Annotated in this window: 18 protein-coding genes; 10 read left to right on the forward strand and 8 right to left on the reverse strand. The window is 65.8% G+C overall.

All coding sequences use genetic code 11. From position 1 onward, the window contains the following. Window positions 1-18: 18 nt before the first annotated feature. The 4 genes from scpA (at window position 19) to J2R76_RS14070 (ending at window position 4,967) form a co-directional block, all read left to right on the forward strand. Window positions 19-2,175 carry a methylmalonyl-CoA mutase gene (gene scpA, locus J2R76_RS14055; RefSeq protein ID WP_076833137.1) on the forward strand — a complete coding sequence of 719 codons (2,157 nt, stop codon included), beginning with the start codon at window positions 19-21 and terminating at the stop codon, window positions 2,173-2,175. 37 nt (window positions 2,176-2,212) lie between these two features. Continuing rightward, a complete protein-coding gene (locus J2R76_RS14060) occupies window positions 2,213-3,013 on the forward strand; it encodes an RsiV family protein (RefSeq protein WP_083715176.1) in 801 nt (266 codons plus the stop codon). Between the two features lie 317 nt (window positions 3,014-3,330). After that, window positions 3,331-4,323, forward strand: coding sequence for a methylmalonyl Co-A mutase-associated GTPase MeaB (gene meaB / locus J2R76_RS14065; RefSeq protein ID WP_076833131.1), 993 nt, complete (start codon window positions 3,331-3,333; stop codon window positions 4,321-4,323). After that, window positions 4,320-4,967: a pyroglutamyl-peptidase I gene (locus tag J2R76_RS14070; protein WP_076833128.1), complete on the forward strand. Its 648-nt coding sequence runs from the start codon at window positions 4,320-4,322 to the stop codon at window positions 4,965-4,967. The genes meaB and J2R76_RS14070 overlap by 4 nt, the downstream gene beginning before the upstream one ends. 32 nt (window positions 4,968-4,999) lie before the next feature. On the opposite strand, the gene J2R76_RS14075 is transcribed toward J2R76_RS14070, so the two are convergent. Then, complete coding sequence (locus tag J2R76_RS14075; protein ID WP_143271180.1) at window positions 5,000-5,290, reverse strand: hypothetical protein; 291 nt, start codon at window positions 5,288-5,290, stop codon at window positions 5,000-5,002. 529 nt (window positions 5,291-5,819) lie between these two features. Here J2R76_RS14075 and J2R76_RS14080 point away from each other — a divergent pair. Next, window positions 5,820-7,193, forward strand: a complete 1,374-nt coding sequence (locus J2R76_RS14080) for a TIGR03808 family TAT-translocated repetitive protein (RefSeq protein WP_076833123.1) — start codon at window positions 5,820-5,822, stop codon at window positions 7,191-7,193. Window positions 7,194-7,270: 77 nt separating this feature from the next. Here J2R76_RS14080 and J2R76_RS14085 read toward each other — a convergent pair whose 3' ends face one another. The 4 genes from J2R76_RS14085 to J2R76_RS14100 all read right to left on the reverse strand — a co-directional run bounded on the left by J2R76_RS14085 (window position 7,271) and on the right by J2R76_RS14100 (window position 11,317). After that, complete coding sequence (locus J2R76_RS14085) at window positions 7,271-7,765, reverse strand: TIGR03809 family protein (protein WP_076833120.1); 495 nt, start codon at window positions 7,763-7,765, stop codon at window positions 7,271-7,273. Between the two features lie 553 nt (window positions 7,766-8,318). Further along, complete coding sequence (locus J2R76_RS14090; protein ID WP_253624107.1) at window positions 8,319-9,995, reverse strand: S8 family serine peptidase; 1,677 nt, start codon at window positions 9,993-9,995, stop codon at window positions 8,319-8,321. Between the two features lie 36 nt (window positions 9,996-10,031). Continuing rightward, the gene (locus tag J2R76_RS14095; RefSeq protein WP_076833116.1) at window positions 10,032-10,751 is read right to left on the reverse strand and encodes a hypothetical protein; all 720 of its coding nucleotides are present in this window, start codon (window positions 10,749-10,751) and stop codon (window positions 10,032-10,034) included. Beyond that, complete coding sequence (locus J2R76_RS14100) at window positions 10,748-11,317, reverse strand: sigma-70 family RNA polymerase sigma factor (protein WP_016843228.1); 570 nt, start codon at window positions 11,315-11,317, stop codon at window positions 10,748-10,750. The genes J2R76_RS14095 and J2R76_RS14100 overlap by 4 nt, the downstream gene beginning before the upstream one ends. A 417-nt stretch (window positions 11,318-11,734) precedes the next feature. Between J2R76_RS14100 and J2R76_RS14105 the strand changes: the two genes are divergently transcribed. Beyond that, window positions 11,735-12,883 carry a GGDEF domain-containing protein gene (locus J2R76_RS14105; RefSeq protein WP_057015657.1) on the forward strand — a complete coding sequence of 383 codons (1,149 nt, stop codon included), beginning with the start codon at window positions 11,735-11,737 and terminating at the stop codon, window positions 12,881-12,883. A gap of 57 nt (window positions 12,884-12,940) precedes the next feature. After that, window positions 12,941-14,047 carry a DUF2336 domain-containing protein gene (locus J2R76_RS14110; RefSeq protein WP_076833113.1) on the forward strand — a complete coding sequence of 369 codons (1,107 nt, stop codon included), beginning with the start codon at window positions 12,941-12,943 and terminating at the stop codon, window positions 14,045-14,047. Here the strand turns inward: J2R76_RS14110 and J2R76_RS14115 are convergent. Further along, window positions 14,044-14,682 carry an NrsF family protein gene (locus J2R76_RS14115; RefSeq protein ID WP_076833110.1) on the reverse strand — a complete coding sequence of 213 codons (639 nt, stop codon included), beginning with the start codon at window positions 14,680-14,682 and terminating at the stop codon, window positions 14,044-14,046. The two genes, J2R76_RS14110 and J2R76_RS14115, sit on opposite strands and share 4 nt — an antisense overlap. 2 nt (window positions 14,683-14,684) lie before the next feature. After that, window positions 14,685-15,230, reverse strand: a complete 546-nt coding sequence (locus tag J2R76_RS14120; RefSeq protein WP_076833573.1) for a sigma-70 family RNA polymerase sigma factor — start codon at window positions 15,228-15,230, stop codon at window positions 14,685-14,687. Between the two features lie 49 nt (window positions 15,231-15,279). On the opposite strand from J2R76_RS14120, the gene J2R76_RS14125 reads away from it, so the two are divergent. Together J2R76_RS14125 and J2R76_RS14130 are read left to right on the forward strand one after the other, a co-directional pair. After that, window positions 15,280-16,239 carry a hypothetical protein gene (locus J2R76_RS14125; RefSeq protein ID WP_244558962.1) on the forward strand — a complete coding sequence of 320 codons (960 nt, stop codon included), beginning with the start codon at window positions 15,280-15,282 and terminating at the stop codon, window positions 16,237-16,239. A gap of 124 nt (window positions 16,240-16,363) precedes the next feature. Further along, on the forward strand, window positions 16,364-17,143 hold the full coding sequence (locus tag J2R76_RS14130) for an enoyl-CoA hydratase (protein WP_076833105.1): 780 nt from the start codon (window positions 16,364-16,366) through the stop codon (window positions 17,141-17,143). A gap of 75 nt (window positions 17,144-17,218) precedes the next feature. Here the strand turns inward: J2R76_RS14130 and J2R76_RS14135 are convergent, their stop codons facing one another. Continuing rightward, complete coding sequence (locus J2R76_RS14135; RefSeq protein WP_076833571.1) at window positions 17,219-19,090, reverse strand: acetyl-CoA hydrolase/transferase C-terminal domain-containing protein; 1,872 nt, start codon at window positions 19,088-19,090, stop codon at window positions 17,219-17,221. A gap of 242 nt (window positions 19,091-19,332) precedes the next feature. Here J2R76_RS14135 and J2R76_RS14140 point away from each other — a divergent pair, with 242 nt between their 5' ends. Continuing rightward, window positions 19,333-20,751 (forward strand): TolC family outer membrane protein, encoded by a 1,419-nt coding sequence (locus J2R76_RS14140; protein WP_143271176.1) that lies wholly within the window; start codon window positions 19,333-19,335, stop codon window positions 20,749-20,751. The last annotated feature ends 15 nt before the right edge of the window (window positions 20,752-20,766 follow it).

Below are 20,766 nucleotides of genomic sequence, written 5' to 3' on the forward strand. Positions count from 1 at the left end.
GTTTGAGGAAGCCCAGGAATGACCCGCATTCCCAATTTCGCCGATGTCGCCTTCCAGCCCGTTGCCACCGCGGCCCCGGCGGCGAGCGCCGAGCCGTGGCTGACGCCCGAGGGCATCCCGGTGAAATCCGTCTACGGCGAGGCCGATCTCGAAGGCATCGACTTCCTCGAGACCTGGCCGGGCATCGCGCCCTATCTGCGCGGCCCCTACCCGACCATGTATGTCAACCAGCCCTGGACCATCCGGCAATATGCCGGCTTCTCCACGGCAGAGGACTCCAACGCGTTCTATCGCCGTAACCTCGCGGCCGGACAGAAGGGCCTGTCGGTCGCCTTCGACCTCGCCACCCACCGCGGCTACGACTCGGATCATCCGCGCGTCTCCGGCGACGTCGGCATGGCCGGCGTTGCGATCGATTCCATCTACGACATGCGCACGCTGTTCGCCGGCATCCCGCTCGACCAGATGAGCGTGTCGATGACCATGAACGGCGCGGTGCTGCCGATCCTCGCGCTGTTCGTCGCGGCCGCCGAAGAACAGGGCGTGCCGCCGGAGAAACTGTCGGGCACCATTCAGAATGACATTCTGAAAGAGTTCATGGTGCGCAACACCTACATCTATCCACCTAGCCCCTCGATGCGGATCATCTCCGACATCTTCGCCTACACCTCGCAGCGGATGCCGAAATACAATTCCATTTCCATTTCCGGCTACCACATGCAGGAGGCCGGCGCGACGCAGGACCTCGAGCTCGCCTATACGCTGGCCGACGGCGTCGAATATCTGCGCGCCGGGCTTGCCGCGGGCCTCGACGTCGATCGTTTTGCCCCTCGCCTCTCTTTCTTCTGGGCGATCGGCATGAACTTCTTCATGGAAGTCGCCAAGATGCGCGCCGCGCGGCTGTTGTGGGCCAAGCTGCTCAAGCAGTTCAATCCGAAGGATCCGCGCTCGCTGTCGCTGCGCACCCATTGCCAGACCTCGGGCTGGTCGCTGACCGCCCAAGACGTGTTCAACAACGTGATGCGCACCACGATCGAGGCGATGGCGGCAACCCAAGGCCACACCCAGTCGCTGCACACCAACGCGCTCGACGAGGCCCTGGCGCTGCCGACCGACTTCTCGGCGCGCATCGCCCGCAACACCCAATTGTTCCTGCAGCAGGAGAGCGGCACCAACCGCATCATCGATCCCTGGGGCGGCTCCTATTATGTCGAGCGGCTGACCCGCGATCTCGCGCAGAAGGCCTGGGGGCACATCCAGGAGGTCGAGGCGCTCGGCGGCATGGCCAAGGCGATCGAGGCCGGCGTGCCGAAGCTCAGGATCGAGGAAGCTTCCGCCAAGACGCAGGCGCGGATCGATGCCGGCCGGCAGGCGGTGATCGGCGTCAACAAGTTCAAGCCCGAGAACGAGAAGCCGATCGACGTCTTGAAGGTGGAGAACTCCACCGTGCGGCGGCTGCAGATCGACAAGCTGGCGCGGCTCAAGAAGGAGCGCAACCAGAAGGACGTCGATGCGGCGCTCGCCGCGCTTACCCGCTCGGCGGGCGAAGGCAACGGCAATCTGCTGGCGCTCGCCATCGACGCCGCGCGCGCCAAGGCCACCGTCGGCGAGATTTCAGACGCGATGGAAAAGGTGTTCGGCCGCCACCGTGCCGAGATCAAGTCCATCACCGGCGTCTACAAGCGAGAGGCAGCGGCGATGTCCAACAAGGTCGAAAAGGTGCAGGCGCTGATCGATGCGTTCGAGGAGGCCGAGGGTCGTCGTCCCCGCATCCTGGTGGCAAAAATCGGCCAGGACGGCCATGACCGCGGCCAGAAGGTGATCGCGTCGGCGTTCGCCGATGTCGGCTTCGACGTCGATATCGGACCGCTGTTCGCAACCGCCGACGAAGCTGCGCGGCAAGCGGTCGAGAACGACGTCCACATTCTCGGCGTCTCCTCGCTCGCCGCGGCACATCTCACCGCGGTGCCCGAACTGAAGGCCGCGCTGAAGAAACACGGCCGCGACGACATCATGATCATCATCGGCGGCGTGGTGCCGCCGCAGGATTACGACGCGCTGTATGCCGCCGGCGCCGAGGCGATCTTCCCGCCGGGCACGGTGATCTCGGATGCCGCCGAGGAGCTGATCCACAAGCTCAACGCCCGGCTCGGCCATAGCGCTGCAGCGGAGTAACGCTGCCGCGCTTGCCCCCTGCCACCTGGAGTTTTTCATGCGCGCCGATCGCTTGATGACGCCTGCCCGCATCATGGCTTTTACCGGCCTGCTGGCCTGCCTCTGCCTGCCCGCCATCGCCGCCGATCCGAAGCCCGACGCGTCGATCAAGAATGCGAGCATCGAGGCGAGCGTCTATCTCGACGACAGGATCAAGGCGGATAGCGCGCTGGCGGCCGATTGCCTCGCCGAAGGCAAGACGTGGATCGACAAGAATGCCGCCGAGGCTGCGGCCGACCGCAAGCAGGAGCCTGACCTCTTCAAGGATCGTGGTGGCTACTCGTTCGACCGCAAATACTCGGAGCGCTCCGTCGTCGACGGCCGCTATGTGAGCGTGCTGCGCGATGACTACATGGACACCCACGGCGCGCATCCGAACTCCGACGTCAACACCATCCTGTGGGACACCACCGCGAAGAAGCGCATCAGCATCCGCCCGTTCTTCACCGAGACCGCAGACAACGGCCCAACCCTGACGGCGATGCGCAAGGCGGTCATCGCCGCGCTGAACGCCGAGAAGAAGCGGCGCGATGCCGGCGAGACCGCAACAGCCGAGTGGTACAAGGAGATGAAGCCGACCCTGCTCAAGATCGGCGCCGTGACGCTGGCGCCGTCGACCGAAGCGGGCAAGAGCTCCGGCCTCACCTTCCACTACCCGCCCTATGCCGTCGGCCCCTACGCCGAGGGCCAATACGTGATCTTCGTGCCGTGGGAGACGCTGAAACCCTATCTGACACCGGAAGGCGCAAAGATCTTCGCCGGCGCACGGCCGAAGGGCGATGCGGACGAGCAGCAATAGTTCGTAGCCCGCATGAGCGAAGCGATATGCGGGGCCGGTTTCCCCTGACATCGCGGAGCCTGTCATCGGGCGCGCGTTCGCGCGACCGTTGGCTCACCCGGGCTACGGGTGTCTGCACGATTTCTGGATAATGGAAGAATGCCGCTGAGTTGCCCGACGTGTCAAGTAGCCTTGTCGCACGTGCCTTGTCGCACGCCGGCTGCCAGCCGCCGGCTCCTTTGCATGGGGTTGTTTTCGACATTTTGGCAGTGCGCCCCTGCGACGTGCCGATCCGCGTTCCCCTCGCCTGCCATGGCCAGCCGTTGTAAACCAACACCATGACCTCACCGAAGCCTGCCGCTCCCGACATCCGCGCCCTCGCCAAGGACCTCCGTGCCGGCCACCGTGCCGCGCTGGCGCGGGCGATCACGCTGGTCGAGAGCCGGCGCAGCGACCACCAGGCGGCGGCGCGCGAGCTGGTGCAGGCGCTATTGCCCGACACCGGCAAGGCGGTGCGGGTCGGCATCACCGGCTCGCCCGGCGTCGGCAAATCGACCACCATCGATGCGCTCGGCATGTTCCTGATCGAGCGCGGCCACAAGGTCGCGGTGCTGGCGGTCGATCCCTCCTCGGCGCGCACCGGCGGCTCGATCCTCGGCGATAAGACCCGGATGGCGCGGCTCGCCGTCTCCGACCAGGCCTTTATCCGTCCCTCGCCCTCCTCGGGTACGCTCGGCGGTGTCGCGGCGAAGACCCGCGAGGCGATGCTGCTGTGCGAGGCGGCCGGCTTCGACGTCGTGCTGGTCGAGACCGTCGGCATCGGCCAGTCCGAGACCGCGGTCTGCGATATGACCGATTTCTTCTTGGCCTTGATGCTGCCCGGTGCCGGCGACGAGCTGCAGGGCATAAAAAAGGGCCTTGTTGAGCTCGCCGACATGATCGCGATCAACAAGGCCGACGGCGACAACCTCAAGCGCGCCAACCTCGCCGCCGCCGACTATCGCAGCGCGCTGCACATCCTGGCGCCGCGCTCCGAGCATTGGCATCCGCCGGTGGAGACCTATTCCGCGCTGACCGGCGCCGGGCTCGACCGGCTCTGGCAGAAGATCCTCGACCACCGTACCGCGATGAACGCCTCGGGCGAGTTCGCCGGCCGCCGCCGGGAGCAGCAGGTGAAGTGGATGTGGTCGATGCTGGAGAGCCGGATGATGGCGCGGCTGCGCTCGGATGCCGCGATCCGCGCCAAAGTGAAGAAGATGGAGGCCGAGGTCGCCGGTGGCCGCATCTCGCCCGCGGTCGCCGCCGAACAGATCGCGGAGATGCTGCATTGAGCGGCAGGCTGCGCATCCTCGTCACCGGCTTCGGGCCGTTTCCGGGTGCGCCGTTCAACCCGACCATGCCGTTGGTGAAGCGGCTGACCGCCCTGCGCCGCCCGGCCTTCGACGACGTCGCGCTGTCGAGCCACATCTTCGACGTCACCTACGCGGCCGTCGATCGCGAATTGCCGGAGCTGATCGCAGAACACCGCCCGCAGGCGCTCTTGATGTTCGGCCTCGCCGGCCGCACCGACTATCTGCGGATCGAAAGCCGTGCCCGCAACGCGGTGACCACGCGCTTCCCCGACGCCGGCCGCCAGCATGCACGCAAGGGATCGATTGAGGGCGGCGCCGATGCGCGCATGTTCGGGCCTCATACTGAAAAATTACTGCGCGCCGCGCTGGCGACCGGGATCGACGCGCGAGCCTCGCGCGACGCCGGCAGCTATCTCTGCAACTATCTGAGCTGGCGCGCGATCGAGGCCGTCAACGGCGACAATGACTTGCGCCTCGCGCAATTCGTCCACGTCCCGCCGCTCGCCCATGACGGCACGGCTGCACCCGGCAAATCATCGATCACGCCGGAAGCGCTCGTCGATGCCGGCGAGGCCATGCTGATGGAGCTGGTGAAACTGACCCGGCAGGCCTCGCGCGCGTGAGCGCGCGGATCGGGCGGTGTAAGTACACGTCCCTAGTTGGCATCCTCCAACTCACGCGTACGCAAGCTGCGCATCATTTCAATGAACTCAGGCTCCGCAGGATCGATCTTGCGGAATCTGTAAGGCTCGAACCCAATCATCGGAGGAGGTAGCGCGACGCCCGCTAGCCCGACGGTCAGACTCCCCGTCCAGGTCGTCCCGATGAAATTGACACGGTAGATGCGCCCCTTGTGCAGCAGATGATGGATGGGCACTACCGGCCCAATGGCTCCTTTCTTCGGGCCATTGTCGATGCAGACAACCGGGTCTCCTACGTCAAACACCGGTCTCTCCTCTCAAGCCAGCGGGCGAGCAATACTCCAGACGCGTCAACCGTGGACCCCGGCAAATACTAAAATTGGATCGAATGACGAGGTCTGCAACGGGTTGAATTCAGTGTCGTCCCGGCGAAGGCCGGGACCCATAACCACGAAAGATCATCGTCGCTGCGATGATGAGTAGCGTTCACAACACAAGCCGCGGCGTATGGGTCCCGGTCTTCGCCGGGGCGGCCTGGGAACGAGTCGTGGGCCCGCATTCTCCCCGGTGTCAGGCCCGCGAAGGCGGGGCATCCAGTACGCCGCGGCCTCTCAATTCAAGCACCGGCGGCTCTGGAATTCTGGATCACCCGCATGCGCGGGTGACGATACCGAGGAACGACTGTTTGACAACGTGAATCGGTTGCACCCGCGATTAACCCTACCGCCAACAATCGCCGCGCTGCCTCGGCGTGTTCACCATGCCGCGCCGCCTTTCGCGCTACCACTCGACCCGCGAACGTCACCGCTCGCGAATGTTGCGAGGGCCTTGCCCATGGACGTCAACCGCCGCCATCTGATCGGAGTAACCGCCGCCGGCGCAGCCGGCGCGCTTGCGATGTCGCCGGACGCCGCGCATGCCGCCGCGCCATCGACCGGCTCGCTCGGCCGCGACGTCACGCAATATGGCGTGCACCCCGGCAGCCCGGACGACCAGACCCGCAATCTGCAGCGCGCGATCGACGACGCCGCGCGGGCGCAGGTGCCGCTGGCGTTCCCGCCCGGCGTCTACCGCACCGGCCTGTTGCGGCTTGCGCCCGGCAGCCAGCTAATCGGCGTGCGCGGCGCCAGCCGGCTGGTGTTCAATGGCGGCGCCTCGCTACTGGAGGGCGAAGGCGCCGGCGGCGTCGTCCTGATGGGCCTCAGCTTCGACGGCGGCAACGTCCCGCTGCCGAACCGGCGCGGCCTCGTGCACTGCCTGTCCGGCCGCGACATCCGCATCACCGATTGCCGGTTCACCGGCAGCGGCGGCAACGGCATCTGGTTCGAGCAGATGTCGGGCGACGTCAGCAACAACGTCTTCACCGACATCGCGACCACGGCGCTGGTGTCGTTCGACGCGATCGGCCTGATGGTGTCGCGCAACACCATCAAGGGCACCAACGACAACGGCATCGAGATCCTGCGCACCGCGATCGGCGACGACGGCTCGATCGTCGCCGACAACCGCATCGAGGACATCAAGGCCGGCCCCGGGGGCTCCGGGCAGTACGGCAACGCCATCAACGCCTTCCGCGCCGGCAACGTGATCGTGCGCGGCAACCGCATCAAGAACTGCGACTTCTCGGCGGTCCGCGGCAATTCGGCCTCCAACATCCACATCACCGACAACAGCGTCAGCAATGTCCGCGAGGTCGCGCTCTATTCGGAGTTCGCGTTCGAGGCCGCGGTGATCGCCAACAACACCGTCGACGGCGCCGCGATCGGCGTCTCCGTGTGCAATTTCAACGAGGGCGGCCGCATCGCTGTGGTCCAGGGCAACATCATCCGCAACCTGCTGCCGAAGCGCCCTGCAGGCACCGACCCGAACGACGGCGCCGGCATCGGCATCTATGTCGAGGCCGACAGCACCGTGACCGGCAATGTGATCGAGAACGCGCCGACCTTCGGCATCGTCGCCGGCTGGGGCAAGTACCTGCGCGACGTCGCGATATCAGGCAACGTAGTCCGCAACGCCTTCGTCGGCATCGGCGTCTCGGTGGTGCCGGGCGCCGGCACCGCGCTGATCAACAACAACATGATCTCGGAAACCCCCCGCGGCGCGGTGGTCGGGCTCGACCATGCCCGCCCGATCACGCCGGATCTGTCGGCAGGCGGCGCCCAGCAATATGCGCAGCTCGTGGTCGGCGCGAACGCGGTGCGGCGCTAGATCCGGAAAAGGGCGAAGCGGTTTTTCCTCGCGACAAGCACGGAGATCACGCTCAAAAAATAAGCGAGAGCGGTCGCCTACAGCGTGTTGCGCAGCAGCGGATAGCGCCGCTGGATGGTGTCGAGATCGAGCACCGGCGGCGGCGCAGCCGGAGCGGGCATTTCCAGCGGCGGCGCGTCGGCGACCGTGGGCGGCTGCTCCAGCACCTCGGCCGCCGTTTCCAGCGCGGCCGCGACCGCTTTCATCGCCGCCTCGGCCAAGACCGAGGCCTCCGGCCGGCGCTCGAGCGGCGGCGAGATGTGGGGCGGCGGCAGTTTCGACCTGCCGCGACCGAGCCAGGACAGATCGATCGGCGAATTGTCGAGCGAGGCTTCGCGGGTCAGCAATTCGCGCCAGATGTCGACCGCGGCGCGGGCTTCCCTGATGTTCTCGAGAAAGGCCTGCTCGCTGTGATAGCGCCGCCAGCGCCCGGTATCGAACAGTTCGGTAAGGTGCTCCAGCCTTTGCTCGGCGAGGTTGCACCAGCGTGCAACGATCTCCTGGCCTCTGGCCACGTCGGTCCGATGTGTCATTCAAATTGCCCGCAGGAAAAGAAACGGACGCAGACGCAACCGAACGAACCGAACCGAATCAACTGGACGCGACGCCGATATTCTGTGGAAAAGGTAAATAAAGTCTAACTAAATTCTTAATCGCGAACGGGCGATCGAAGAAGTCCGCTCTACTACGGAGTTTCTCGCTCGAACTGCCTCAAGTCATCGACTTGCCGTGGTGGCGATGCGCACCGCTCCTGGGGCGGAATGATCCACAGCAAACCGTCGCAGCCGTCGCGCGTTTGCCCATCCCGTTGCGATCGGTCGGCGCCATCGCGCCGCGCACCGTCGAGTCCGTCATGCAAGGGTGCCCCCAAATGAAAGACCCGTCCGGGGGGACAACCGGACGGGTCAAAGCCATATGGGCGCTTGGGGTGGATGGGCGCTCGCGCCTGATATAGCCGGGGAGGGTTAAACCGCTCCCACACACATAAGTCGTGAGAGGAAGGCGGACGTTCAAATCGCCGGCGATTTTTTTAACCTTCTCGCGCCGCGGTTCCATCGCACCGTTGCAGGCGTTCGGCGTCGAAAATCACTGCGCAGCACGGCGATTTGCAGCGGAATCCTCCGATGCGATCGACGGCGCGGGTTCATTCGGCGTGCGGCTCACGGAAGTGTTATTGCCGTCGGCCTGCTGTGCAGGCTGCGACGGTTTGTCCGCGGCAGAGGCAACGGTCGCCGCCATCACCGCGCCAAGCGCATCCGCTTCCCCCGCACCGAACAGATCGTCACGTCCTGGTGTCCCGAGATCGCGCGCCGTGCTGGTCAGGACCCGTCGCACCTCGGCGGGCTTCAATGCCGGATTGCGTTCCAGCACCAAGGCCGCGATGCCGCTGACGAACGCGGCCGAAAATGATGTGCCCGACATCAGCTGGTATTTGCCGGCGGGCACCGGCACGAGGAGGTCGGCGCCCGGGGCCGCCAGCGCGATATGGCTGCCGCGGTTCGAGGCCGCCATCAGCCGGTCGCCGGCATCGGTGCCACTCACCGCGATCACATCGGGATGGGCGGCCGGATACAGCGGCGGCGATGTCGGACCGGCATTGCCGGCCGCGGCGACCAGCACGACGTCCCGTGCCGCGGCGGCTGCCACGGCGCGTCCGACAAGTGCGTCCTGCGGTCCGGCGAAGCTCATGTTCACGATCTGCGCGCCATGCGCCACCGCGTAGTCGAGGCTCCTGAGGATCACATAGGAAGTGCTCCCGGCGCCGCCCGCGACCGCACCGAAGGCGCGGATCGCCAGGATCCGCACTTCCGGCGCGCTCCCCGTGAGCCTGACACGCGCCGCAATCGCGCCGGCAATGGCGGTGCCGTGGGCGTTTGGAGCATCCTTGCTGCCGAGCGCATCGAACGTATCGGCGACCGTGTTCGCCAATTCCGGATGGGCGGCGTCGACGCCGGAGTCGATCACGGCAATGGTGACATTCATCCCGCGCGCCAGCTTGTGAGCCGCGGGCAGATGCAGCTGTGTCTGGGCATATTGCGCCGGATCGCTGCCGCCCGACGCCTTCTGGTCCTGCAGCGCGTAACGGTAGTTGGGCTGTACGGAGCGGACGCCGGCATCGCTTGCGAGCTCGCGGCTCGCCGTTTCGGCCGAACGATTGCCCAGGATGCGGAACAGGCCGATCGTCGCACCCAGCAGCGCGACATTCTGCGAGGCGATCCGCCTCAACCCATGACGGCGTGCGAGTGCATCTGCTTCCGCCTCCGTCAATGCACCGTCGATTTCGGCCACGAGCTCATTTGGCACGGTTCGCACGCTCGACGCATCCTGTGCACGCAAACTGCCGCCACCGCCGGCCCTGCCCTTCCGCGTTGCGCCCTTGCCGCCGTTGCCGGCGACCGGCCGGTCGGAACATTGGCCTCGATCGCCGTCATCGCAATTAGCGGAGAGACGGGGCGCGGGGCGCACAGGGGGCGGCACGCGCGGTCGCGGCCCATCGTCGGTCCACGACGTGGCCGGGCCACGGTCCACCGATAGCGGCGGCATGCGGCCAACTGGGCCGCCGAACCCGCCGGCGGGATTGCCACCAAGCTTTCCGATGCCGGGATTGGCCCGCAACCCGGGCGAGACCTGTGGCGCGCCGCCACCGGTCGGCGATCGCATGAAATTCTGGGCGGAGGCGGAGCCGGCAACACAGACCAGCAACAATGCTGTGGCTGCGGCGATCGCGTGGTTCGTCGATCTGGTCCGGCCGTTGGCGGCCATGGTGACCTCAACTCGGCGCAGACCGTCAGCCGCCGATTACGGCGTTTCGACCGCGAGGCTGACGATCTTCTCCTTCTGCAAACGCGCAATCAGCGCAGCGACGCTGCTCTTGTCCATTGCGCGGAACTGCAGCCGGAACATCCCGCCCTTCCCGTCGAGGATCGAGGCCTGGTAATTGTCGAGCAGCGACGTGATGTCGGCGACCCTGGCATCGGGTGTGAAGCGCACCAGCAGCCGGGTCGGCGTCGCCGCCACGCTGGCGCCAAGGTCGCGCGTGATCGGCGCACTGGGCGCGACCGGCGCACTGCGCTCGGCGACATCGAGCGACGCCGTCTGGAACAAGGCCGGCTGGCTGCGCATCAGCACCGCGCCGATCACACCCGCCTGCAACAACACCACGACCGCACCGAGGCCGGACGACCACGCCAGCGTCCGCGGCGACAATTTCGAAAAGAACTCCGTGACAGAGGCCGACATGCGCGCGCCCATCGACGGCTTGTGCTCCGGCTCGGCATCGATCGCGGCGAACAGCTTCTGCATCGCGCGCGCCGAGGGCGCACCGAGGCTCTCGTTGAGGCCGATGGTCTCGGCATATTCCTCGCGAATGACGGCATATTGCCGACCGAGCTCCGGATCGCTCGCAAGCGCGTCCTCGACGCGGCGCGTGTCACGCGCGTTCAGCGTGCCGGCCGCGTGCCAGGGCAGCAGCATCTCGATATCGTCAGGCTCTTGCACCTTTGTTCTCGCAGCCATCATGGCCAACCTCGCTCGACACCGGCTGCCTTCAGCAACTCGGCAAGTTTCTTGCGCGCATAGAACAGGCGCGTCTTCACGGTATTCTCCGGAATCCCCACGATCTCAGCGACGTCTTCCACGGATTTCTCGTGATAGTAGACAAGATCGACAATTTCCCGATGTTCCGCCGATAGTCCCGTCAGGCACCTACGCAGCGTGTCACCGGTGTCCTTCTTCTGCACCACCGTTTCCGGATCGTCGGACGTGTCCTCGATCGCGTTCGCGGCCTCATCGTCCAGCTCGGCGTCCTTCCTTCGCCGCAGCGAAGACAACGCCTTGAACCGGGTAATCGCCAGAAGCCAGGTCGAAACGGCGGATCGTCCCTCAAACTTGCCCGCCTGACGCCACACGTCCAGGAAGACCTCGCTGATGAGATCTTCCGCCACCTGCTCGTCCCGCACGAGCCGAAGCCCGAAGCGGTACACCCTGACATGGTGCCGCCCGTACAGCACCTGCATGGCAAGCCGGTCGCCTTGAGCGATCCGAGCGATCAGAACGTCGTCTGAAGCCGCCTGTGTCGCGCTCAATGCCCGTCTCGCAAAGTTGGTCTGAAGGGGGCGGTGCGTGGTTCGACGCGAGAGCCAAGATTCTTCACATTACGGCAATGTCCGCACTGCATGTGTGATCTATGCCACAGTCGGCGCTTCCAATGAGGAAAAATCAGCCGAGACTCGATAAACGGTATCATAGTAGTTAAAACTCTCGCGGACAGGCACCATCCGGCGCGACCATACCAAGGCTTTATCGGCACGCCAGCACCGTCACGCAGTCCGCCACGGCGCAGGCTTGCCGCACATTGCTCCCGCCTCGCCTCTGCGAACGGATTCCCCTTACGAAACAAGGGCGATGACCGGGTTACACCGGGGTAGATTCGGTTCCAAAAGATACCAAACCTAAAGGCTTTCCCACGTAGATTTTTGCCGGATTTCACCAATGGCGAGACCATGGGCAGCGCTGCGTCGTCACTTCCCAGCCCGATCGCGGGCGCATCGGAAAGCGGCCGTCCCAGGCTGACGGCCGAGCGCCTGGCGCGCCGGGCCAAGCAGCGCCGCCAGATCCAGTCGATGATCGCGGCCTGCTTCGTGCTCGACGCCGTAGTGTTGCTGATCTACGCGCACGGCGGCACCACGTCGGCTTGGGTGGCGGCCGCCTACGCGCTGACCGGTCTGTCTTTGGTCGCCGTCTATGTGGTGCTCTCCGAGCGCGGCTTTCACGAGCGCTTCCGCGACCACTATCTGGTCGCGCCGCAATCGGCGATCAACATGGTGAACCTGCTGGTGTTCACCTACATCGCGCCGGAAGTCGGCGTGCTGTTTCTCTGCAACCTGTTCGTGGTGTTCGGCTTCGGCGCGCTGCGCACCTCGGCGCGGCAGACCGCGATCGTCTGGACCGTCATGGTGCTGGGCCTCGCCGCGCTGTTCCTCGGCACCGACAAGGCGATCGGGATGCCGACCGCGACCCGGATCGATCGCCTCGCCACCATGCTGGTGTTCGCGCTGACGATCGGGCGCTGCATGTGCCTCGGCATCTTCTCCAGTTCGATGCAGCAATCGCTGTACCAGAGCGGACTGAAGCTGAAGGAGGCCTATCGGCGCATCGAGGAGCTCGCGGAGCTCGATGAACTGACCGGCGCCTCCAATCGCCGCAGCATCATGCGCACGCTCGAGGAGGAGATCGCGCGCTGCGCGCGCAACGGCAGCTCCTGCGCGGTCGCGCTGATCGACCTCGACCATTTCAAGCGCATCAACGACGTCTACGGCCATCCGATCGGCGACGAGGCGCTGCGCACCTTCGCCATCGGCATGTTCGCCAACCTCCGCAGCGTCGATCGCTTCGGCCGTTACGGCGGCGAGGAATTCTTGCTGGTGCTGCCCGACCTGTCGCAGGATCAGGCGATGCGCGCGCTCGAACGGCTGCGCGCGATCATCGCCGATCTCGACTGGAGCGCATTCTCGCCCGGCATGCGGGTGACGATCTCCGCAGGCGTCACGACGCTCAAGCCGCGCGAAAACTCTGACACATTGCTCGCCCGCGCCGATGGCGCGCTTTACGCAGCCAAGGCCAGGGGACGCAACCGCATCGCCAGCGCCTGAAATCCATTTCCCTCTTCGGCGCCGGAGAAGCCGTCGCCACCGCTCCAGGATAGAGTCATGAGTTTGAAGCCCGAGACCGCCCCCGAAAGTCTGCTCGACGAGCTGCAGACGACGCTCGCGCACGGCACCGTCGCACGCCGCGTCGAGACGCTGCGCCGCGTGACCGACCTCTTCATCAACGGCTCGGTGAACTATTCCAACGAGCAGATCGTGCTGTTCGACGATGTTTTCCAATGCCTGCTCGAGCACATCGAAAACTCGGCCAAGGCGTTACTCGCCGACCGCCTCGCCCCGATCGACACCGCACCGCCGCAGACCATCCGCACCCTTGCCTTCGACGACCTGATCGAGGTCGCGGGCCCCGTGCTGACGCTGTCGCCGCGGCTCGACGACGACACCCTGATCGAAACGGCGCGCAGCAAGAGCCAGGCGCATCTGCTCGCAATCTCGAACCGCAAGACGCTGAGCGGCGCCGTCACCGACGTGCTGGTGCTGCGCGGCAATGACGAGGTGATCCAGAGCGCGGTCAACAATCCCGGCGCGGAATTCACCGAGCGCGGCTTCACCCGCCTGGTCAGCCGCGCCGAGGGCGACGACAACCTGTCGACCTGCGTCGGCCTGCGCCCGAACATCCCGCGGCATCTCTATCTCAAGCTGGTCGCCAAGGCCTCGGACGCGGTCAGGCAGCGGCTTGAGGCTGCCAATCCGCAGCAGGCCAAGGAGATTCCGATCGCGGTGAAGGAAGCGACGCGGCGCGCGCGCTCGGCGCCGGCCGCCGTGACGCCGAACACCACGATCGCGCATGCCTTGGTCAAGTCGCTCTACCAGGATGGCCGGCTCGACGAATTCCAGCTCGCAGCCTTCGCCGAGGCCGGCAAGTTCGACGAGACCAACGCCTCGCTCGCCGCACTCGCCAACGTCTCGGTCAGCGTCGCCGAGAACATGATGATCGAAACCCGCGCCGAGGGTGTCATGATCCTGGCCAAGGTCTCGGGCCTGTCATGGTCGACGGTGCGGGCGATCATCAACCTGCGCGACGACATCTCGGGCGGCGAGCCGACCGATCTGCAGGCCTGCAAGGACACCTATGAGCGGCTGCGGCCGTCGACCGCGCAGCAGGTGCTGCGCTTCCATCGCATGCAGCAGTCCGCGCCAGCGGCCTAGTAGCGTAGCGCCCGGTTTCCCATCAGTGCGCCGACGCTCGCAACGATCGCGGTCGCCAGCGTGTACCAGGTGGCGACGAACAGCGGCGAGTCATCCGTGCAGTGCGACGCGTAGACGGTTGCCGCGAGCCCCGCCGAGAGCAGGCCGGCTATCGCACCCGCGACCGCCGGCCGCGCCGGCGCGCCCTGCCGCAGCCCGTACAGCGCGCCGACCAGCAGCGGCAGCGACATCGCGGGGATCGCGGTCATGCAGGCCATCGAATTCTTGCCGATCAGCCGCGTCATCATCGGCGTCCGCTGCGGCATCATCATCTCGCCGCTGATGGCGGCGACGAGGATGCCGGCGGGAATCAGCAGCCACCAGCCGAAGCCGCGCAGCGAAGCCTCCGGGCGCGACAGATGCAGGCTGACCGCGATCGCCGAGGCGGCAAGCGCCAGCGTCACGGCGAATTTCAGGTCGAAGAACGGATTGTGCATCGCGATCATCACGTCGGGCCGCACGCCGAGTTCGGCGAAGAAGATCAGGAGCGAGACCGGCGCCGCCGCCAGTAGTGCCAGCATCAGCGCAAGACCGATCGGACGCGCGCGATAGGCATTGTCGGCGGCCAGGGTTCGAATGAGTTGATCGGTGTCCATGCTCATCGATCCCGTAATTTCGCAGTGAGGCTCGCAAGCCCGCGATGCAGCGCGACTCGCACCGCGCCCTCGGTCATCGAGAATTTCGCCGCGGTGTCCTTGATCGAGGCGCTGTCGACCGCAATCGATTGCAGCACCTCGCGCTGCCGCGCGGGCAAAGCCTGCAACTGGGCGCTCACCTCGCCCGGTGAGGCCGTCGGTTCCGGTGTTTCCCCGGGCAGCGTCTCGGCGAAATCATCGATGTTGACGAAGATCCGCTTGCCGCGGCGGCGCAGCGCGTCGATCAGCTTGTTGCGCGCGATCGCGAACAGCCACGGCGCGAACGCCGCGCTGGTGTCCCAGGTCTGTCGCTTCAAATGTACCGCCAACAAGATGTCCTGCACGATGTCCTCGGACTGATCGACCGGTTGTCCCGCGCGCGCCAGGCCGCGGCGCGCCGCAGCACGGAGTACCGGCGTGATGGCCTTGAGCAGGCGATGGTACGCCGCATCATCGCCTGAAATGGCCGACCGCATCAGGCCGGTCCATTCATCCTCACGTTCGCGCACGCAGGCTCCTGAATTGCAATTCGGCCGATCTTTCAGTTCGTTACGCGGCATGCCAGACGATCACGAATTCGTGATCTCTATCCTCCAGCAAGACCGCGCCGAGGATCGGCCTCAAAGAATCGCTCCGGCGGGTTTCCAGACGTCACGGCTCATAACACCGATCGGTCCGACAAGCATCGGTGCTGCTGCCGTCGATGGGCCACTGGGAAGAAATTGCCCAGCTTTTGCCCCCGGATGCCCGAAGATTCCCTTTTTCTGCCCCGGTGTGGACACGCAGCGGGGTCTCTTTTCGCCCTTGGGCGGGCGACATGGGGAGATCATCAAAATGAAGATCAAAGCCAGCGGGCGCTTGGCATTGATGGTTGCGACAGGACTGACAGGGCTTCTTGTGTGTCTCGCGGCTCCGTTGCCGGCGCATGCGGCCGGATCGGACGCATCGGCATCGAAATCCGACAGCGCAACGACCGACAAGTCCGCCGGGCAGAGTTCGCGGCATGGCCGGCGCTCGGCACGCCACCGGTCCTCCAGGACCGCTGACAAGACCGCCGACAAATCCGACAGCAAGAAGGCCACCAATAACGACGCCGGCAGGGTCACCTCGGCAGGCATTCCCGCCACCGTCGCCAACGCCAATGCGGAGCTGACCTCCGGCGACGACAATGCAGCGGCGACGCCGGTGAAAGCCAATGTGTTGATTGCCGCGGCCGACAAGCCCGCAGACCAGTCCGACGGTAATGTGGTCGCATCCGACCAGCTCAACGAGGTCGACCGAGCCCTGCAGCAGGAGCAGCCGGCGGAACAGCCGCAGCCGGCCCAGCCGCAGACCGCTCAACAGGAGGCATCGCCGGCGCCGCCGCCGACGGTTACCGTGGCTGCACCCAAGCCGGCCCCGGTTCTGGCGAGCAGCGACAGCGCGAGCTGGGACCAGACCTCGCTGATCGGGAAGATCTTCATCGGGTTCGGCGCTTTGCTCACGGTGGCCTCCGCCGCGCGCATGTTCATGGCCTAGCGGAGGCGCCTGCGGTGCGGCGCGGGGGGCGCCGCACCGCAGCCCAAAGCCTCGTTTCAGCCACTTGAAGCGCATCCCGTCAGCGGGCACATTGCCCGGCAAATCAGGCACGGGGTTTGCGTCCATGGCTACGTTCGAATTCATCATTGTCGAAAGCAAGGGACCAGTCGGCGTCATCACGCTGAACCGGCCGAAAATGCTGAATGCGCTCTCGTTCGGCGTGTTCCGCGAGATCGCCGCGGCGGTCGACGATCTCGAGGCCGACGACAAGATCGGCTGTATCCTGATCACCGGCAGCGAGAAGGCCTTCGCGGCCGGCGCCGACATCAAGGAGATGCAGCCGAAAGGCTTCATCGACATGTTCAACAGCGATTTCACCGCCATCGGCGGCGACCGCGTCGCCCGTTGCCGCAAGCCGACCATTGCCGCGGTCGCGGGTTATGCGCTCGGCGGCGGCTGCGAGCTCGCGATGATGTGCGACATCATCATCGCCGCCGACACCGCCAAGTTCGGCCAGCCGGAAATCACCCTCGGCACCATTCCCGGCATCGGCGGCACGCAGCGCCTGACCCGTGCGATCGGTAAGTCGAAGGCGATGGACCTCTGCCTGACCGGGCGGATGATGGATGCGGCGGAAGCCGAGCGCTCGGGCCTCGTGTCGCGGATCGTGCCGGCCGACAAGCTGCTCGAGGAGGCGCTCGCGGCAGCCGAAAAGATCGCCTCGATGTCGCGCCCGGCGGCCGCGATGGCCAAGGAAGCCGTCAACCGCGCGTTCGAGACGCCGCTCGCAGAGGGCATGAATGTCGAGCGCAATCTGTTCCACTCGACCTTCGCGCTCGAGGATCGCTCCGAGGGCATGGCGGCGTTCATCGAGAAGCGCAAGCCGGTCAACAAGAACCGCTAAAGCATGATCCGGAAAAGTGCGAAGCGGTTTTCCGGACAAGATCATGCTCAGACAACAGGCTAAGGCGCGATGATCTCATCGCGCTTTAGCCATTCGGCTCCGTTGCAATGCCGCGGTGACGAGCGCGCGATAGGCGCGCTCGGCGAAATGCGTCGGCTTGTCGAGACCGAGCCGCGCCAGGCATTCGCGGTCGGCGGCATCGGGCGGATGTCGCATGCCCTGCCACAGCAGGCCGGCGAGTTGCAGCGGCGTGTGCTGCGCCTGCTGCAAGATCTGCAAGGCCGGAATCAACCGCTGCTCGACATCGGTGAAGTCGCTGCCGAACGGGAATGACGGCAGCAGCCCGGCATCGCGCGCGGGCCTCAGCGCATCGCCGATGCGCTCGGGATAATTTTCGCGATGCGCCGCAGGAATCTCGTAGCTGAGTTGCAGCTTGCCGGCATCCTTTGCCCGCCGCATCAATTCGCCCTGGAAGCGGGAGTCCGAGACCTGCAGCATCGCGGCGATCACGTCGGCATCGGATTTCCCCCTGACGTCGGCAACGCCATATTCCGTGACAAAGACATCGCGCAGATGCCGCGGGATGGTCTCATGTCCATAGGACCAGCGGATGTTCGACTGCGCTTGCTTGCCGGACTGACGGGTCGCCTCCAGCGCCAGCACAGAACGTGCGCCCTCGAGCGCGAATGCTTGCGCCACAAAATTGTACTGGCCGCCGACCCCGCTCACGACCTGGCCGTTCTCGAGACCGTCCGAGATCGCAGCGCCGAGCAGCGTCGCCATCATCGCATTGTTGACGAAGCGCGCATCGACCCGGGCGCGACGCTTGCCGTCCTCGTCGCCGAAGATCTCGTTGGTGAAGGAAACCGGCATCATCTGGATTCGCGCCAGCTGCTCCGGTGCCATCTCGCGCAGCGCCCGGTAGAATGATGGCGGGCCCAGGAAGAATGCGCCGTGCAGGATCACGCCGCCGACCTCGCGCTTGAGGATGCCGGCGTCGATCAACCCGAGGAACGCCTCGAACAGCATCTCGCTGACGCCGTAGAGACCCTTTTCGAACGACCCGGTCTCGGCCGCGGCGAGTTGCCCGGTACCGGGCGCAAGGCGCTGCATGATGCCGTGGAATTGGGCGTTGTCGCGATGGCGGACCACGAGCCCCTGCGCCAGCGCGTCGCCGACCTGCCCGATGCCGATCTGCAACGTGCCGCCGTCGCGGACCAGACCGGCGGCGTGCAAGCCGATCGCATATTTGGTGTCGCTGATCGGCTCGGACGGCGGCGCGAACAGCGGGAAATCGGTCTCGGGACTGTCGAGCACCGCGGCGAGTTCATCCGCCGGCAGGTCGCCGGCGCCGGGCATGAAGGGCAGCTCGGAATTGACCTGGCCGATCAGCTTGAACGACGCCCGCCCCTGCGCACGGGCGCGCAGCACGTCGAGCGTGGTGTCGGTGTTGCAGCTCAGGCTGTAGCGCGGCACGCCGTCGACCATGCGCTTGGCAACGAGCTGAGGCACGACATTCAGTCCGCGCGACAACAAATATGACGCCGCATGGGTGTAGTTGGCGGAAATGTAGTGCTGTTGCGCGAATGGCTGGTGCAGCCACTGCCCCGCGAGGAAGAAGAACTCGATCACCTTGATGTTGGGCGGAAGTGCGCCATGATGCAGCGCATCCGCGTAGGCGAGATCAGGATAGCCGCCAAACAGGCGGTCGATCACCGGACCGATGAAACGCCGTTCGAGCAGGCTCTTCGGTTTCGGCTTTTCCAGCGTCAGCGCGGAGAACAGCGTCAGGTTGATGGAGCGGTCGGCCACTGCTCGCGCATACAGCGCGTTGACGATGTGGTTGGCCTTGCCGAGGCCGAGCGGCAGCCCGACCACCAGTTCAGTTCCGACGTCACGAATGATGTGCTCCGCGATCGCCTCGGGGTCGGAGAAGAATATCGGCATCAGCAATGGACCCGGAAGAGACGGTGGATAACCGGCATCGTTGAATCGACGGCCGGCGGTTCAAACTTATACTTCATATGACCGATACGTGCGCCTGTGACGAACCGGCAACAGACAAGAACTGAAATGATGTGCAGATGTCGCGCGGCGGTTTGTCTGTGGCGGCACCGCCCCGTAAACAGGTAGATGTGTCGGCGGCGTCGGCGGGGGCGCACTGCCGGAGTTTTGGTTTGCGGGATCACATGGTTGAGCGTGCCGCGAGGGTCGGCGACGTAGCGAGGCGCGTGCTTTTGTCGGGCATCGGCCTTGGCGCGCTGGCATGTGCGCTGCTGACGGAGACCGCGGCACGCGCCGAGAGCCTGCCGGACGCCCTGGTCAAGGCGTATCAGACCAATCCGCAACTCAACGCCGAGCGGGCGCGCCAGCGTGCGACCGACGAGAACGTGCCGCAGGCGCTGGCCGGCTACCGTCCCCAGATCATCGCCGGCCTGTCGGTTGGTCTGCAAGCGGTGCGCGACCAGCTGCCCGGCAATGTGATCCAGACCGCAACGCTGAAGCCGTGGCAGATCGGCGTCACGGTGACGCAGACCCTGTTCAACGGCTTCAAGACCGCCAACAGCGTCCGCGTCGCCGAGTTGCAGGTGCAGTCCGGCCGCGAGGCGTTGCGCAATGTCGGCCAGGGTGTGCTGCTCGACGCGGTCACCGCCTACACCAACGTCCTGGCCAACCAGACCCTGGTCGAGGCGCAGCGCGCCAACGTCGCCTTCCTGAAGGAGACCCGGGCAATCACCGAACGGCGCCTTAATGCCGGCGACGTGACGCCGACCGATACCGCCCAGGCCGAGGCGCGGCTCAACCGCGGCCTTGCCGATCTCAACGCCGCCGAGGTCAATTACGCGATCAGCCAGGCCACCTATGCGCAGGTGGTCGGCAACGCACCATCCCAGTTGCGCCCGGCCGAGACCATCGACCGGCTGTTGCCGCGCAGCCGCGAGGATGCGATCGCGCTCTCGCTCCGCGAGCATCCCGCCGTCACCGCGGCAGGCTTCGACGTCGACGTCGCCTCGACCTCGATTCGCGTCGCCGAGAGCAGCCTGATGCCGAATGTCTCCGTGCAGGGCAGCGTCAGCCGCAGCCGCGACACCGACACCACGCTCGGCAGCTTCGGCACCGATCAAGCCTCGGTGATCGGTCAGGTGACGCAGCCGATCTATGACGGCGGCACCGCCGCATCGCAGACCCGGCAGACCAAGGAGGTCGCGGCGCAGAGCCGGCTGGTGCTGGATCAGGTCCGCAATCAGGCCAAGACCGCCGTGGTCAGCGCGTGGGTCGCCAATGAGGGCGCCAAGATCGCGGTGTCGGCTTCCGAGTCCGAGATGAAGGCCGCGGAGGTTGCGCTGGCTGGCGTGCAGAAAGAAGCCGCGGGCGGCCAGCGCACCACGGTCGACGTGCTCAACGCGCAGCAGGATCTGATCACCGCGCGAGCACGGCTGATCGGTGCGCAGCGCGACCGCGTGATCGCCTCCTACACGCTGCTCAGCGCGACCGGGCGCCTCGACGTCAAGACGCTGAACCTGAAGACGCCGGACTATCTGCCCGAGGTGCACTACCATCAGGTGCGCGACGCCTGGCACGGCCTGCGCACGCCGTCGGGACAATAGGCATCGTGGAACCGT

Origin of the sequence: Bradyrhizobium sp. USDA 4532 (genome assembly GCF_024171315.1) — a bacterium.
Taxonomy (GTDB): domain Bacteria; phylum Pseudomonadota; class Alphaproteobacteria; order Rhizobiales; family Xanthobacteraceae; genus Bradyrhizobium; species Bradyrhizobium australafricanum.